The sequence below is a fragment of the Salmonella sp. SAL04157 genome (assembly GCF_046551635.1).
GTDB lineage: Bacteria > Pseudomonadota > Gammaproteobacteria > Enterobacterales > Enterobacteriaceae > Salmonella > Salmonella enterica.
Genome location: NZ_JBGDVS010000002.1, coordinates 312780 through 326928 on the forward strand (window position 1 = coordinate 312780; position 14149 = coordinate 326928).

General features: G+C 49.3%; 17 protein-coding genes, 1 tRNA gene and 1 pseudogene. 16 read left to right on the forward strand and 3 right to left on the reverse strand.

The features are described from left to right. The first annotated feature begins 422 nt into the window (after nt 1-422). The 5 genes from ACLJRE_RS05105 to ACLJRE_RS05125 are packed head-to-tail and all read left to right on the forward strand — an operon-like array spanning nt 423 to nt 5208. Nucleotides 423-2057 (forward strand): ABC transporter substrate-binding protein, encoded by a 1635-nt coding sequence (locus tag ACLJRE_RS05105; RefSeq protein ID WP_000946072.1) that lies wholly within the window; start codon nt 423-425, stop codon nt 2055-2057. Continuing rightward, nucleotides 2057-3031 carry an ABC transporter permease gene (locus tag ACLJRE_RS05110; RefSeq protein ID WP_001662605.1) on the forward strand — a complete coding sequence of 325 codons (975 nt, stop codon included), beginning with the start codon at nt 2057-2059 and terminating at the stop codon, nt 3029-3031. Before ACLJRE_RS05105 ends, ACLJRE_RS05110 begins: the two co-directional genes overlap by 1 nt. Continuing rightward, entirely contained in the window at nt 3021-3833 is an 813-nt protein-coding gene (locus tag ACLJRE_RS05115) for an ABC transporter permease (protein ID WP_000966649.1), read from the forward strand. Before ACLJRE_RS05110 ends, ACLJRE_RS05115 begins: the two co-directional genes overlap by 11 nt. Further along, entirely contained in the window at nt 3827-4624 is a 798-nt protein-coding gene (locus tag ACLJRE_RS05120; RefSeq protein WP_023212259.1) for an ATP-binding cassette domain-containing protein, read from the forward strand. The genes ACLJRE_RS05115 and ACLJRE_RS05120 overlap by 7 nt, the downstream gene beginning before the upstream one ends. Further along, nucleotides 4618-5208, forward strand: coding sequence for an ATP-binding cassette domain-containing protein (locus ACLJRE_RS05125; protein ID WP_000947460.1), 591 nt, complete (start codon nt 4618-4620; stop codon nt 5206-5208). The genes ACLJRE_RS05120 and ACLJRE_RS05125 overlap by 7 nt, the downstream gene beginning before the upstream one ends. 81 nt (nt 5209-5289) lie before the next feature. On the opposite strand, the gene ACLJRE_RS05130 is transcribed toward ACLJRE_RS05125, so the two are convergent. Then, the gene (locus ACLJRE_RS05130) at nt 5290-6423 is read right to left on the reverse strand and encodes a mechanosensitive ion channel family protein (protein WP_000456065.1); all 1134 of its coding nucleotides are present in this window, start codon (nt 6421-6423) and stop codon (nt 5290-5292) included. Nucleotides 6424-6616: 193 nt separating this feature from the next. On the opposite strand from ACLJRE_RS05130, the gene ACLJRE_RS05135 reads away from it, so the two are divergent. The 6 genes from ACLJRE_RS05135 (at nt 6617) to ACLJRE_RS05160 (ending at nt 10339) form a co-directional block, all read left to right on the forward strand. Then, nucleotides 6617-6943, forward strand: coding sequence for a four-helix bundle copper-binding protein (locus tag ACLJRE_RS05135; protein ID WP_023136871.1), 327 nt, complete (start codon nt 6617-6619; stop codon nt 6941-6943). A gap of 8 nt (nt 6944-6951) precedes the next feature. After that, a tRNA-Arg gene (locus ACLJRE_RS05140) sits at nt 6952-7028 on the forward strand. Nucleotides 7029-7139: 111 nt separating this feature from the next. After that, complete coding sequence (gene zinT / locus ACLJRE_RS05145) at nt 7140-7787, forward strand: metal-binding protein ZinT (protein ID WP_001537483.1); 648 nt, start codon at nt 7140-7142, stop codon at nt 7785-7787. Between the two features lie 108 nt (nt 7788-7895). Beyond that, on the forward strand, nt 7896-8684 hold the full coding sequence (aadA, locus tag ACLJRE_RS05150) for a cryptic aminoglycoside nucleotidyltransferase ANT(3'')/ANT(9) (RefSeq protein WP_023212258.1): 789 nt from the start codon (nt 7896-7898) through the stop codon (nt 8682-8684). A 144-nt stretch (nt 8685-8828) separates the two neighbouring features. Next, nucleotides 8829-9422 (forward strand): helix-turn-helix domain-containing protein, encoded by a 594-nt coding sequence (locus tag ACLJRE_RS05155; protein ID WP_001562706.1) that lies wholly within the window; start codon nt 8829-8831, stop codon nt 9420-9422. A gap of 68 nt (nt 9423-9490) precedes the next feature. Next, nucleotides 9491-10339 (forward strand): MerR family transcriptional regulator, encoded by an 849-nt coding sequence (locus ACLJRE_RS05160; protein ID WP_000190269.1) that lies wholly within the window; start codon nt 9491-9493, stop codon nt 10337-10339. A 254-nt stretch (nt 10340-10593) separates the two neighbouring features. Here the strand turns inward: ACLJRE_RS05160 and ACLJRE_RS05165 are convergent, their stop codons facing one another. Next, nucleotides 10594-10842, reverse strand: a complete 249-nt coding sequence (locus tag ACLJRE_RS05165; protein WP_000208086.1) for a biofilm/acid-resistance regulator YmgB/AriR — start codon at nt 10840-10842, stop codon at nt 10594-10596. Between the two features lie 78 nt (nt 10843-10920). After that, a pseudogene (locus tag ACLJRE_RS05170) lies at nt 10921-11075 on the reverse strand (hypothetical protein). An 82-nt stretch (nt 11076-11157) separates the two neighbouring features. Between ACLJRE_RS05170 and ACLJRE_RS05175 the strand changes: the two are divergent. From ACLJRE_RS05175 to ACLJRE_RS05195, 5 genes are all read left to right on the forward strand, one after another. Continuing rightward, nucleotides 11158-11703 carry a chorismate mutase gene (locus tag ACLJRE_RS05175; RefSeq protein ID WP_000617984.1) on the forward strand — a complete coding sequence of 182 codons (546 nt, stop codon included), beginning with the start codon at nt 11158-11160 and terminating at the stop codon, nt 11701-11703. A gap of 196 nt (nt 11704-11899) precedes the next feature. Continuing rightward, nucleotides 11900-12538, forward strand: coding sequence for a leucine efflux protein LeuE (leuE, locus tag ACLJRE_RS05180; protein ID WP_000457186.1), 639 nt, complete (start codon nt 11900-11902; stop codon nt 12536-12538). Between the two features lie 172 nt (nt 12539-12710). Continuing rightward, nucleotides 12711-13073, forward strand: a complete 363-nt coding sequence (gene yeaR, locus ACLJRE_RS05185) for a DUF1971 domain-containing protein YeaR (RefSeq protein WP_001248993.1) — start codon at nt 12711-12713, stop codon at nt 13071-13073. A 2-nt stretch (nt 13074-13075) separates the two neighbouring features. Further along, nucleotides 13076-13258 (forward strand): DUF1869 domain-containing protein, encoded by a 183-nt coding sequence (locus ACLJRE_RS05190; RefSeq protein WP_000513733.1) that lies wholly within the window; start codon nt 13076-13078, stop codon nt 13256-13258. A gap of 229 nt (nt 13259-13487) precedes the next feature. Next, on the forward strand, nt 13488-14129 hold the full coding sequence (locus ACLJRE_RS05195) for a hypothetical protein (RefSeq protein ID WP_023212257.1): 642 nt from the start codon (nt 13488-13490) through the stop codon (nt 14127-14129). Nucleotides 14130-14149 lie beyond the last annotated feature (20 nt).

Sequence of the window (14149 nt, forward strand, 5' to 3'; positions counted from 1 at the left end):
GGACTCCATAGCATGTCATTTCATCGGGTTGCCATATGACTGGCGTTCTGCTGGTAAGTTTCATTAACGCCCGGTTCGTTTAATATTGGTTTAGGTTTAAAGCCAGGAGGCGCTAATTACGATACCTTCTTACGTTTCAGCACTGACTAATAACGTTGAGAAAATGAACAGCGTCGGATGGGAAGACGTAATACAGAATAGAAAGGCAATAAGAGAATAAGATGGCGTTAATTAACCCGCTATTCCTGGCATCATTTCTCTTGCGTTTTATCCCCATCAAAAGCGGCCTTTAGCCCACGTTGGCGCTCCCGGCGTTTGTGCGTATGATGTTTTTAAAAGATCGTCATACTTTCTGTTCTGCATCAATTTTTTCATTACAAATGCTCGCCATAATGCCGTCCTCAGGAGGCCTCCCGACGTTTATGCTGCGCCGGGAGGAACAAAAACAACGTATAATCTGGGGTAAACTGATGATTAAAGGCAAACTGGCGCTCATAACGTGCGCGATGGCTCTGGCATTCACCTCGCCGCTTTTCGCTGCGTCGGACACGGCAGATGGCCATACCTTAAAGCTGGCCATTGGCCCTGAGCCAACGGAAGGCTTTGATCCTATGCTGGGCTGGAGCCACGGCAGTTACTTATTGCTTCATGCGCCGTTGCTCAAGCAAAACGCCGATATGAGTTGGGGTAATTTACTGACGGAAAAAGTGGACACCAGCCCCGATGGTAAAACCTGGATACTGACCTTAAAACCCGATCTGAAATTCTCCGATGGCTCGCCATTGACTGCCGAAGATGTCGTTTTTACATATAACAAAGCGGCGAAGAGTGGCGGTAAAATTGACATGGGCAACTTTAGTCATGCGCGAGCGCTGGATGCGCGCCGACTTGAGATGACGCTGAGCCATCCGCAGAGCACCTTTGTGAATGTACTCGGGTCGTTAGGGATTGTTCCGGCCAGCCGTTATGATGAAAAAACGTTTGCCCGCGAACCGATAGGCGCCGGTCCGTACCGACTGGTCAGTTTCCAGCCTGGTCAGCAACTGATTGTTGAAGCCAACCCCTGGTATGCAGGTAAAAAGAATGACTTTAACCGGCTGGTTTTTGTCTTCCTGGATGAAGATAATGCTTATGCCGCCGCGCGCAGCGGACAGTTGGGACTGGTGCGCATTGCCCCTTCTATGGCGGTGGCTCCGCAGCAGGATAATCTTAAACTCTGGGTACGCGATAGCGTTGAAAACCGGGGCATAGTCTTCCCGATGGTGCCAGCCGGTAAAAAGGATGCTAACGGTTATCCTGTCGGCAACGATGTGACCGCTGATGTCGCTATCAGACGCGCAATTAACTATGCCATTAATCGTAAGCAACTAGCGGAACAGGTGATGGAAGGCCATGCGATACCCGCCTATAGCGCGGTGCAGGGATTGCCGTGGCAAAATCCTTCAGTGGTATTCAGCGATGGCGATATTGCAAAAGCGCGCGCCATCCTGGAAGAGGCTGGCTGGAAGATAAACAGTGCGGGCGTGCGTGAAAAAGCAGGTAAAGAAGCGCGTCTGACCTTATGGTATGCCAGTGGCGACAGCACCCGGCGGGATCTGGCCGAGGCGGTGCGCGCCATGTTGCAGCCTTTAGGCATTGTCGTCTCGTTGCAATCGGGAAGCTGGGAAACCGTAGAGCGCCATATGCACGCTAACCCTACGCTGTTTGGCTGGGGAAGTCTGGACCCGATGGAACTCTTCCATCACTACAGCGGGAAAGCCGCTGGTGTGGAATATTATAACCCGGGCTATTACAGCAACCCTGCGGTAGAAGCACATCTGAAACAGGCTATAGATGCGCCTGACTGGCAAAAGGCGATTCCTTTCTGGCAGCAGGTTGAGTGGGATGGAAAGCAGGGCGCGGGCGTTCAGGGCGATGCGGCATGGGCATGGCTGCTTAATATTCAGCATACCTATTTGGCCAACCCTTGTATTGATCTGGGGAAAGGCGCGCCAGAAATCCACGGTAGCTGGTCGGTGTTAAACAATCTTGATGACTGGACCTGGACCTGTCGGTGATGAAATTGTTCTTCAGCCATTTTTTGCGGCTGATTATTCTGTTGGTGCTGGTGGCTGCCGGCACCTTCATTTTGCTCAGCTTTTCGCCCGTTGATCCTATCCGTGCTTATATCGGCAACGATCTGCTCCATGTTCCGCCAGAACAATATGCGCGGATTGCGGCGCGCTGGGGGCTTGACCAGCCGCTGTGGGAGCGTTTCGGTCACTGGTTTTGGCGTCTGCTCCAGGGAGACATGGGGTATTCCATGCTGTTCAACATGCCTGTCGCCAGCGTGATCCGGGAACGTTTTGCGACGTCATTCGCGCTGCTGGCTGGCGCCTGGCTGTTGTCTGGTGTACTGGGCGTGACATTGGGTTTTCTGGCCGGACGTTTTCTCCACCGTTGGCCGGATAAGATAATTTGCCGTATCAGCTACTTATTGTCATCGTTGCCCACTTTCTGGATAGCAATGCTGTTGCTGGCGCTGTTTGCCGTCCGCTGGCCGGTATTACCTGTTTGTTGCGCCTGGGACCCCGGAAATAATGCAGGAACAGCTCTTTTATCGGAACGTTTACGCCATCTTGTGTTGCCGGTATGTGCGTTAAGTCTATTGGGCATGGGGCAAATTGCGCTGCATACGCGAGAAAAAATAGCCAGCGTAATGAAGAGCGAATTTATTCGTTTTGCGCGCGCTCAGGGGGATAAAGGATGGTCGCTGTTACGTCACCAGGTGTTACGTCATGCGATTACCCCAGCGCTCTGCTTACAGTTTGCTTCTCTGGGCGAACTGATGGGGGGGGCGTTACTGGCAGAAAAAGTCTTTGCGTATCCGGGGCTGGGACAGGCCACTATCGATGCCGGCCTGCGTGGCGATGTCCCGCTACTCATGGGGATCGTTTTATTCTGTACGCTATTAGTGTTTGCCGGAAATACGATTTCAGCCTGGCTTGTGGTGGTGCTTAATCGATCGCTGGAGCGTCCCGATGCTCTATAATCCTGCCCCGACATTGCTTCGTCTGATCCTCTCCGTTACCTGCCTGCTGTTTATTGCCGGATACGGTTATGCCACGTTGAGCCAGCCGCCAGAGGTTAATCTGCTTGCCCGGCATCTGTCGCCTGATATCCAGCACTGGTTTGGCACCGATAATCTGGGGCGCGATGTATGGCTTCGTTGCTTTCAGGGGGCCTTCACAAGTTTACAAATTGGCGTTGGCGCCGCGCTGTGCAGCGGCGTTATCGCGCTAGTGATGGCGGCAGTGGCGCGCATTCATCCCCGGCTGGACCTCCTGATGCGGCTGATAACCGATGCCATGCTCGCCATGCCGCATTTACTTTTGCTGATCCTTATCTGTTTTACGCTCGGCGGCGGTAAAAGCGGCGTCATTGCGGCCGTGGCGTTAACGCACTGGCCCCGTCTGGCGCTGATTCTGCGCGCCGACGCAGAGCGGGTAGCGCAGAGTGACTACCTGACATTGACCTATCGTCTGGGGCATGGACACCTTTATTGCTGGCGATATCACTATTTTCCGGCGCTATTGCCGCAATGGTTGACGGGAACGTTATTGATGTTTCCTCATGCGGTATTGCACAGCGCGGCGTTAAGTTTTCTGGGGTTTGGGCTGGCGCCGCATGAGCCTTCGCTGGGGCTGTTGCTGGCGGATGCGTTACGGTTTATTAGCCATGGTAACTGGTGGCTGGTGCTGTTTCCCGGCCTAATGTTATTCACGCTGGTGATGCTCTTCGATCAGTTTGCGCGCGCCACTCAGCGGCTGTGGCTAAGGAGTGACGTATGCTGAGTTTACAAAAGGTTACGCTGGAAAGCGCGCGTTATCGCTGGTATGGCGCGAGACGCTGGTCGCCGTTATTACAGAATGTCTCTTTTGATATCGCGCCCGGCGAAATGGTGGCATTGGTTGGCGGCAGCGGGGAGGGAAAAAGTCTGCTGCTGCAATGCCTGCTCGATCTGCTGCCGGAAAATTTACGCTTTCGGGGGGAAATTACGCTTGATGGCAACCGGCTGGACAGACATACCATCAGGCAGCTTAGGGGCAATACGTTTAGCTACGTGCCGCAGGGGGTACAGGCGCTTAATCCCATGCTGAATATCAGAAAACATTTGAACAGAGCATGTCATCTGACCGGACGCGCCTGGGATGAGACGCAGATGGTACAGCTATTGCAGCAAAGCGATCTTGAACCGACAGTCCTGGAACGCTTTCCTCGCCAGCTCTCCGGCGGGATGGCTAAACGAATTCTGGCGTGCCACGCCTCGCTCAGCCAGGCACGTTATATCCTCGCGGATGAGATCACCGCCTGGCTTGATACCGCACTGGCAAACCAGTTGCTTGAGCACTTGCGAGGTCTCTGCGAGCGGGGATGCGGCGTGCTGTGGGTGACTCATGACCTGCTGCTGGCGGCGCGGTATGCCGATCGCATTGTGGCGCTGCATCAGGGTTATATCACGGACAATATTCGCTGTGAACGATTACAGCCGGAAGAGATGAGTGAGCCGTTAAAACGACAATGGCAAGCATTGCCTGAACTAAACCCGTTATTTATGCCGACCGGAGAGGGAATAGAATGCTAAGTTGCCGCGACCTCGTTATTCGTCAGGGTGGGAAAGTCTTATGGCAGAACCTGACGTTTACGATTTCTGCCGGTGAACGGGTAGGAATTCATGCGCCAAGCGGAACGGGGAAAACAACGTTGGGGCGCGTCCTGGCCGGATGGCAAAAACCGACGGCGGGCGACGTTCTGCTGGACGGTAGCCCGTTACCCCTGCATCAGTATTGTCCGGTACAGCTTGTCCCCCAGCATCCTGAACTGACGTTTAATCCCTGGCGAAGCGCCGGAGACGCTGTGCGTGATGCCTGGCAGCCTGACCCGGAAACGATGAGGCGTTTGCATGTGCAGCCCGAGTGGCTGACGCGTAGGCCAATGCAGCTCTCAGGCGGGGAGTTGGCGCGAATTGCGATACTGCGCGCGCTTGACCCGCGAACGCGTTTTCTGATTGCCGACGAAATGACGGCGCAACTCGATCCGTCTATTCAAAAAGCGATATGGGTATACGTGCTTGAGGTGTGTCGCAGCCGTTCATTAGGGATGTTGGTGATTAGTCATCAGTCTGCGCTACTTGATCAAGTCTGTACCCGCCATTTACAGGTGGAATAGCCGCAAGTCGTTTCTCCGCATTGCCGTGTCGCCGTTAACGCACCGGGAACCCATGGGTTCCCGGTATTGTCGGCAGAGATTTTACTGCATGACGCGTTTATCTGCGTTTTTTGCATCAGCGGTATTACTGTAGTCCCTGGTCTCTTCAACCTGTACAGGGGCTCTGACGACCAGACTAGGCAGCGCCAGTTCGATATCATTCTCAATGAGTTTTTCAATAATACGGATATTTATCTCTTGCTGAATATCCATGTATTTATTGTAATCCGCGGTATTGACGATATGCACCACCTCATAGGTCAGCCGATCCTGACCAAAGGCCAGTAGATGGGCGCGGTCGAATTGTGTTTCGCCGACATCGGTAATAATCTTTTTCACCATATCGCCGATGAGGCGTAACTTTTCCGGCGGTGTCGCAGTGGCGACGCCAAAAGTAAACACGATACGACGCGTTTGCATCCGCTTATAGTTGTGTATGGTTTGCTGCAACAACTGCGCGTTCGCACAAACGATCTGTTCGCCGCTGAGGCTACGGATGCGAGTGGTTTTCAAACCGATATGTTCAATCGTACCGGCTACATCATTAAAGACGACGAAATCGCCGATCTCGAAGGGCTTATCGAAACCAATCGACAGCGAAGCGAAGACATCGCTCAGAACGGTTTGTACCGCCAGGGCAATAGCAATACCGCCCACGCCGAGGCTGGCTACCAGTGCGGTAATATCCACGCCGACGTTCGCCAGGATGGAGAGCAGCATCATAGACCAGACGAGCACGCGCAAAATCATACCAAGAATGACTAACGTCACCGGGTTTTTATTGGAGCCTGGGGCATACAGTAAATGACGCATCCATGACTGTACGCCCTGATCAAGCCAAATCGCCATTTGAATCGCAACCACTAAAAACCAGGCGTGAGAGAGGGTAGAGAATAACCGGTCGGGCAGGGCGACAAAGCGCAGACTAAAGAGAAATGCGGCAAAAAAGATGAGCATTTTACTGGTCTTTTTCAGCATCTCGAAAACAATAGGCCGCAGCCGCCCATGAGCGTCATCCTTTTTATCCGGGCGTTGTAGCGCTTTATAGACCACATTAAGTAGCCAGTTGATGAGCCAGTAAGTAATGAGGGTGACGAAAAAAACGACCGCCAGATTGATCCAGAACGTCGTTGACATCAGCATCGCAACGATATTTAGTCGTGCTAAATACTCCATTTTACCTCCGATGAAAAGCAGATGAACATTACAGTATAGACGTCACATCACGGAGGCCGATTTCCGGCTTTACTATTGCTGTTTTATTCAGCACTTTTGTTCAAAAAGTATGAAAAAGAGGGGTAGCCGTTTGGCTATCCCGGCGTTTCTGTGCAGACTTATCTACTCCTCTTAATAAAATAAGGAGTCATTTATGCAACAAGAACATCGTGAGTGTATTGAGCAGTGTTATGAATGCGCGGCGGCGTGTGATATCTGCGCCTCTTCTTGTCTGCGTGAAGATAACGTCGAAATGATGAAGCACTGCATCCAGTTAGATATGCAATGTGCGGCCATTTGTCGCCTGGCGGCGCAATTTATGGCGTTGGAAAGCGAGTACTCACAAAAATTATGCCGCCTGTGCGCGGATATCTGCAAAGCCTGCGCCGAAGAGTGTGCAAGGCACGATCACGACCATTGCCAGAATTGTGCGCGGGCATGCAGCCAATGCGCAGACGTCTGCCTTAAAATGGCCGCGTAATTTTTCTTCCGCCATTAGCTCAACCGGATAGAGCATAGAGCTTCTACCTCTAAGGTTCGGGGTTCAATTCCTCGATGGCGGACCAGTTGATATCAAAAAAGGCCACCTGCGCGGTGGCCGCTGAGTTTTTGTTGAAATAAATGCAATGTTATAATATAACAATCATCTTTCTAAAAAAGATGAGGGTAACGTTTTGGTGATTCATTTAAAAAAACTGACAATGCTTCTGGGAATGCTGTTGGTAAATAGTCCTGCCTTCGCGCATGGTCATCATGCTCATGGCGCGCCGATGACGGAGGTTGAGCAAAAAGCGGCAGCGGGCGTGTTTGATGACGCTAATGTACGCGATCGCGCGCTCACCGACTGGGATGGTATGTGGCAATCCGTCTATCCTTATCTGGTCAGCGGCGAACTGGACCCTGTCTTCAGGCAAAAGGCGAAGAAAGACCCGGAGAAAACGTTTGAGGATATTAAAGCGTATTATCGCAAAGGATACGCGACGAATGTTGAGACTATCGGCATTGAAAATGGCGTTATAGAATTCCATCGCGACAATAACGTTGCATCCTGTAAATACAATTATGCCGGCTATAAAATTCTGACTTACGCATCGGGTAAAAAAGGGGTGCGCTATCTGTTCGAATGTAAAGATGCGAATAGCAAAGCGCCTAAATATGTTCAGTTTAGCGATCATATCATTGCCCCGCGCAAATCGGCGCATTTCCATATCTTTATGGGAAATACCTCGCAGCAGGCATTGTTGCAAGAGATGGAAAACTGGCCTACCTATTATCCTTATCAGTTAAAGGCGAATGAGGTCGTTGACGAAATGCTACATCATTAAGTCTGATTGCAATGTTAAAAGCTCGCTATGAATAGCGAGCTTTTTTTCTGCCGTTATGCCATATTTCTGGCAATCAATATAAAAAATACCTGCGCCCCCGGAGCGATGATGACGCTGTCCATACCGCCCTCGATTCAATGCCAAACGGAAGCGGCATGTCGCCTGATTACTCGTGTCACAGGCGATACGTTGCGTGCTATTCATTTATATGGTTCCGCTGTCGCGGGCGGTCTGAAGCCAAACAGCGACATTGATCTGCTGGTGACAATATGTCAGCCGCTGACGGAGACTCAACGCGCAATGCTGATGCAGGAATTGCTGGCGCTTTCATCGCCGCCGGGGGCGTCGGCAGAAAAACGCGCTCTGGAGGTCACTGTCGTGCTTTATTCGCAGCTGGTTCCCTGGTGTTTTCCACCTTCCCGGGAAATGCAATTTGGCGAGTGGCTAAGAGAGGACATTTGTCAGGGGATTTATGAACCAGCGCAACAGGACTGGGACATGGTGTTACTGATAACCCAAATTCTGGAAACCAGTATACCGCTAAAGGGCGAACGCGCGGAACGGCTGTTCACGCCAGCCCCTGCGGCGCAGTTGCTGAAGGCCTTGCGTTATCCCCTCGACCTTTGGCAATCCACGGCAGATGTGCAGGGAGATGAGTATCATATCGTTTTAACCCTGGCGCGTATCTGGTACACCCTTTCTACCGGGAGATTTACCTCTAAGGATGCGGCGGCTGACTGGCTGTTACCTCAGTTGCCGGAAGATTATGCTGCCACGTTGCGTGCGGCGCAGCGTGAATATTTAGGTCTGGAGCAGCAGGACTGGCATATTTTGCTGCCTGCGGTCGTACGCTTTGTGGATTTTGCGAAAACGCACATCCCCACGCAGTTCACATAAGATGCCCCAGGACGTCTGTCAGGTTGCGCAAACGGCGTTCCTCAACTACTACTTAATAGGTTCTCATCGCTGAAGTAAGCAGATGATCTTATGCGGGCCATCGAATGGATATTCCCACATGGCTCTCGTTTTGTTGAGGTGGATATGACTGGTTCCGCATCATCTGTTTTAAAGACAGATACAAGGTTATTGAGCGAAAACCTGTTTCTTAATTATGGTCTGGAGTCCTTATTTAAGGACGTCGCAATAATAGCTGGCAACGTAAATTATATTATTTTTGATATCGACGATTACTACACCGTACAGCAGTATATTACTTCCACATTTAAAACGGTACTCATTGGGATTGTTACCCATAATGAATATAACTTTATTGATGAACATCATGCCATATATCGAATAAAGGTCGATGCCTCTATAGCTGAGTGGCGTGAATTACTGATTTTGGCCGCTGCTGGTCAATTTTTTCCCAGGTCAGAGAAAGTCAGATTAACGGCGAATGAAAGAAATGTTTTGGCGATGCTTGTTAAAGGAATGGATATCCGACAAATAAGCTGTGAGCTGAATGTACATTTAAAAACTATTTACTCAGTACGCTACCATGTTCTGACTAAATTAGGTTGTAGAACAGTTCTGGATTATCAAATACTGTCCGTCTCTAAAGCCTTTACGCACTGGCTGACAATAAATAATGTCGATAATGTAATTTCACGTGTAAATAGTAAGGTCATTGCTTAATAATGATTTGCTTCTGATGGCGTTTAGGTTCACTATGCTTTCTTACATCATCATGAGGCCAGACAGGCATGGCTACTTTTAGTATTAGCGCAATGGCGGCGCAGTGTGGTGTCACAACAGCAAATATCAGGTCCTGGGAACGCTATGGCCTGCTTCAACCTACCAAAGATGAAGTTGGCAATCGTTTTTATTGCATAGAAGATGCTATCAGAATACAGCATATTATCGACGCGTTAAGCAAAGGCTTCTCATTAAAAGAGATTAAACCTGCCCTCTATGGTGAAGAAACGCATTGCCGCTCGGGATGGTTATTCTACCAGGAAGAGATTTTAGCGCAGTGTAGAAAATTCGAACCCGCCAAATTGCGAAAATTACTCTGGCGTTATGGTCGGGAAATTCCGCCGTGTATCGTAATTGAGTCAATACTGCGTCCTTTACGGCTGTGGTTGTCCGCAGGCGATGATGATGCACGCCGATTTGAAAAGGCATTACTGGATACTGCGATTATTGAATACGCCACGTTCCAGCTAAGTAGCGTACGAAAGGCGCCAGCAGGCACAATGCTTATTGCTGCGTTTTCGCTGAACGACCCCATTGAGCTATGGCTGGAAACGATTAAATATTGTAGTGAAGGTATGCGAGTTGAAGTCATCCCCTGGCAGGCGCCGATGCCCGATCTTTTATCAACGTCTTTCGAGCATATTGTTCTGTGGCATGATGAGACATTAACTCCCGCCCAGGAAAATCTTATTCAGGCGTTAAAAGAATCGGGTAAATTTAGTCTTCATGTGAAGAATGGCTCAGGCTTAACATTACTGCCAGCCGTATACCGGCAGCATGAGATGCCAGAAAGCATGCAGCATGTTGCACCGCAAATCCATGCAAACGGCTACGAAAAATCAGGTACCGCACGTTGAGGCATCTGCATTATTAACGAACAGGGGAGGAGTAACCCCCTCCCTTGTTTATACCCTTCATACTTCAAGTTGCTTATGTGTTGGCTACGGATTACTCGGCCCATCCATGGGCCTCGCCCTGACGGGCCGTCGCACGCGACGTTCAAATCTGCTCCCGGCAGATTTGTCGTTCACCCCAGTCACATAGTTATCTATGCTCCTGGGGACTCACTCCCTTGCCGCCTTTAAGCAACTCGAATTATTTTGGGTATATATTAGATGTCGTCAGGTGTCTGAAACAAAACGGCTTCTAAGGCATTACGGTAAATATCAAGCTGCACTACGTCTTTTTCTGTTTCCAGTTTTTCAATAAGTTTGGCGATGATATCCTTATTTGAGACATGCTGCTGCGATTGCAATAGTTCGTAAGTAATTTCCTGAATAGCTCGCTGTTCACATAACATATGTGCAGAAAAAGGATTGCCAGTACTATTTTGTTCGTTGACTAGTGTAATGGTAGTCATATTTCACCATATTCGATGTAAATTGAAGCCGATCTCCCTGAGCGGGGGAGAGAAATTAGTGACCTATTAAAATTAGACCTATATCATAAAACCGTAATAAAAAATCATAAAAACGTGATGTGCATCACATTTGTGTGATTTGTTGTATATTTTATGCACTTTAAGTGAAGGTGAAGATTCCGTAGAATCAACGGCCTGTTCTTTTTATCACTCCAGTTTAAACGAATAAGCATTAATACCAATCTGTAATAATTACTTAATGTTATCTTAATAAAGGTAAATTACTGTCAGGCCTCCGTAAAAGGAGGTTGATTAATGATTCGTCATATCGCCATTTTTCTTTGTTCTTTATTGATGTGCAGCACCACTTTTGCCGATTCGGTAACGTCGGTATCGCTTGGCGCACTCTTAACCGCGCTCAATGAACGCATGTTATTAATGAAAGATGTGGCTGCTTATAAAATGAAGCACCATCTGCCGATAGAGGATTTCACGCGTGAACAAAATGTTTTTGCCGAGGCTGAAGAAGAAGCGAAAAATAACGGTCTGGACCCGCATTCGATAACCCCTTTTATTCGTTCGCTAATGGATGCCAGTAAAGCGATACAGTACCGCTATTTAGCGCAGTGGCGAACCGGCCCAGAACCCTCCTTTCCTATACAAACCTTGTCGGTCACCCGGCAACGTATTCGACAACTTGATAATCAAATGTTGATCATTATCAGCCAGCGCCTGATGGTCGGCGCTTTCAGCCATGAGGATATGGTGTGGCTGAGAACGCACTTTAATGCGCCGAATCTGAATGAGAGCGATATCAGTGATGTGTTGGCATCTCTGTCTTTGGTGCGACGCGCGCGTTAATTCCCCATGAGGAAACGTGGGCCAATACCTGGTGATTGCCTGCGGGGGGCGCGATACAAGAACGTTTTTGGGTGATGTGGATATAAGCGTGGCGGAATAGCGGCTGGAGGGACGTGGTTTCGCTTCCCATCTTCCGGTGCATTCGTTAGCATACTGTTTCGCAGCTAAGCGTAAATGTTTTCAGGAAGAGGTTAATGTGTTCGCGGAGTATGGTGTTCTGAATTATTGGACGTACCTGGTTGGGGCGATTTTTATCGTTCTGGTACCGGGGCCGAATACGCTTTTTGTGCTTAAAAACAGCGTGGGACGCGGGGTTAAAGGAGGATATCTTGCCGCATGCGGCGTGTTTATCGGCGATGCGATATTAATGTTTCTGGCGTATGCGGGCGTGGCGACGCTGATCAAAACAACGCCGGTTCTGTTTAACATTGTTCGCTATCTCGGCGCGTTTTATCTGCTCTACCTTGGCGCAAAAATCCTTTACGCCACGCTGACCTCAAAGGGGGGGGCGGCGACGGAAACGGTAGTTCCTTTTGGCGCTATTTTTAAGCGTGCTTTAATTCTTAGCCTGACTAATCCTAAAGCCATACTTTTTTATGTTTCCTTTTTTGTGCAATTTATTGACGTTACTGCGCCGCATACTGGGGTGTCATTTTTTATTTTGGCGACCACCCTTGAAATCGTCAGTTTTTGCTATCTGAGCTTTTTAATTCTTTCTGGCGCTTTTGTAACCCACTATATTGGTACCAAAAAGAAACTGGCAAAAGTGGGCAATTCTTTGATTGGCCTTCTTTTCGTCGGATTTGCCGCCCGGCTGGCAACGCTCCAGTCTTAACCCCCTGGACCCGTCGACAACGGCGGGTCATTGCTCTCCTTTCGGTTTTATTGCGTGGAAAACAGCAAAATAGTAACCAATAAATGGTATTTAAAATGCTGTTTTTGGAGCGTAACCTTTTTACGACAGCGATGAGATTATCGCTGAGTAACCTGCGGGAAGAGGGAAGCAAATGCGGCAAATTCCACAAAATCATATCCATACACGTTCCACGCCATTCTGGAACAAAGAGACGGCGCCTGCCGGAATTTTCGAACGCCACCTTGATAAGGGAACGCGACCCGGCGTTTATCCTCGCCTCTCGGTGATGCAGGGGGCGGTCAAATATCTCGGATACGCTGATGAACATTGCTCTGAGCCGGAAGAAATCATGGTGATCAATGCCGGCGAGTTTGGCGTGTTTCCTCCGGAAAAGTGGCACAATATTGAGGTCATGACGGATGATACCTATTTTAACATCGACTTTTTTGTCGCGCCGGAAGTACTGATGGAAGGGGCGACCTCACGAAAAGTCATTCATGCCGGGAGAGAATAATAATGGGAAAAGCTACTTATACCGTCACGGTCACGAATAATAGCAACGGCGTCTCTGTGGACTATGAAACGGAAGCACCGATGACGTTGCTGGTACCTGAAGTTGCAGCAGAAGTTGTGAAGGATTTGGTCAATACCGTGCGTTCCTACGATACCGAAAACGAACACGACGTTTGCGGTTGGTGAGGATCTTGTAGTATCTATTTGATATAAAATGATTTTTTAAATGAGAAGCCGCATCGCGCGTCGCCAGCGTGATGCGGTTTTTGCGTATTGAAAAGCGCTGTTTATTTACATCAGACATGGGTTGAAAAGAAACATTAAGAAAACATTAAGAATATCGCATTGTTTGCTAATGAGAGCGTATTCATAAAACTTATGATTGGGTATTAAAAACCAGAAGAGTCTTATAATCATGAAACTCGATACCCGATTAACTTCGTCAGCACTTACTCTTGCGCTTGCCGCTGTGGTCATCCCGTTTACGGCGGACTGGCAATTGCCTTTGCTTAACGGCGTGGTGGTCCGATGGATTGAAAACGGACAAGCGTTATGGTTACTGTTTGGGGCGCTATTTACCGCCTGGTATATACGGCCACTTTCCCGCCCCGAAGGGGCAAAGCAGTTTTGGCTATGGGCTGTTGTCTGGTGGGTGGTGCTATTGGGTAGAAGCACCAGTTGGGGGCGTGACTATTTCCCTGACGAGCCGCGTATATTGTTCAGAATGATTTCAGTGCTATTAATTGCTGCGTTGGTATTTCCAGTCCTGTTTTCTGCCGGGCTACGTAAGGAGATTGTTCGTCGTCTGCGGGACGTTTCTCTGCCATTGTGGCTGTTTGCCGTGACGGCATGTTCATATCTGATTTCCGACACTGTCGAGCATCATCGGTGGTTGTCGCCGATATTCCTGCATAACGCGCGTTACACAGATTTGATTGAAGAGCTTTATGAAGTGCCATTTATGATCGGTTTGTTTATGGTGACCATGGGGTTTATGCAGCAGGACAAGCAGGATGAATGTACGGCGCTGGAGATGACCCCGTATCACGCAAAATAGCGCGGCTGAAAAAGACCATG

Bases quoted from the DNA above. Each gene is read 5' to 3' on its own strand.
- ACLJRE_RS05105 (WP_000946072.1), top strand. From the start codon at position 423: ATGCTGCGCCGGGAGGAACAAAAACAACGTATAATCTGGGGTAAACTG.
- ACLJRE_RS05125 (WP_000947460.1), top strand. From the start codon at position 4,618: ATGCTAAGTTGCCGCGACCTCGTTATTCGTCAGGGTGGGAAAGTCTTA.
- ACLJRE_RS05195 (WP_023212257.1), top strand. From the start codon at position 13,488: ATGAAACTCGATACCCGATTAACTTCGTCAGCACTTACTCTTGCGCTT.
- ACLJRE_RS05110 (WP_001662605.1), top strand. From the start codon at position 2,057: ATGAAATTGTTCTTCAGCCATTTTTTGCGGCTGATTATTCTGTTGGTG.
- ACLJRE_RS05155 (WP_001562706.1), top strand. From the start codon at position 8,829: ATGACTGGTTCCGCATCATCTGTTTTAAAGACAGATACAAGGTTATTG.
- ACLJRE_RS05160 (WP_000190269.1), top strand. From the start codon at position 9,491: ATGGCTACTTTTAGTATTAGCGCAATGGCGGCGCAGTGTGGTGTCACA.
- ACLJRE_RS05190 (WP_000513733.1), top strand. From the start codon at position 13,076: ATGGGAAAAGCTACTTATACCGTCACGGTCACGAATAATAGCAACGGC.
- ACLJRE_RS05120 (WP_023212259.1), top strand. From the start codon at position 3,827: ATGCTGAGTTTACAAAAGGTTACGCTGGAAAGCGCGCGTTATCGCTGG.
- ACLJRE_RS05115 (WP_000966649.1), top strand. From the start codon at position 3,021: ATGCTCTATAATCCTGCCCCGACATTGCTTCGTCTGATCCTCTCCGTT.
- ACLJRE_RS05135 (WP_023136871.1), top strand. From the start codon at position 6,617: ATGCAACAAGAACATCGTGAGTGTATTGAGCAGTGTTATGAATGCGCG.
- ACLJRE_RS05175 (WP_000617984.1), top strand. From the start codon at position 11,158: ATGATTCGTCATATCGCCATTTTTCTTTGTTCTTTATTGATGTGCAGC.
- ACLJRE_RS05165 (WP_000208086.1), bottom strand. From the start codon at position 10,842: ATGACTACCATTACACTAGTCAACGAACAAAATAGTACTGGCAATCCT.
- yeaR (WP_001248993.1), top strand. From the start codon at position 12,711: ATGCGGCAAATTCCACAAAATCATATCCATACACGTTCCACGCCATTC.
- ACLJRE_RS05130 (WP_000456065.1), bottom strand. From the start codon at position 6,423: ATGGAGTATTTAGCACGACTAAATATCGTTGCGATGCTGATGTCAACG.
- aadA (WP_023212258.1), top strand. From the start codon at position 7,896: ATGACGCTGTCCATACCGCCCTCGATTCAATGCCAAACGGAAGCGGCA.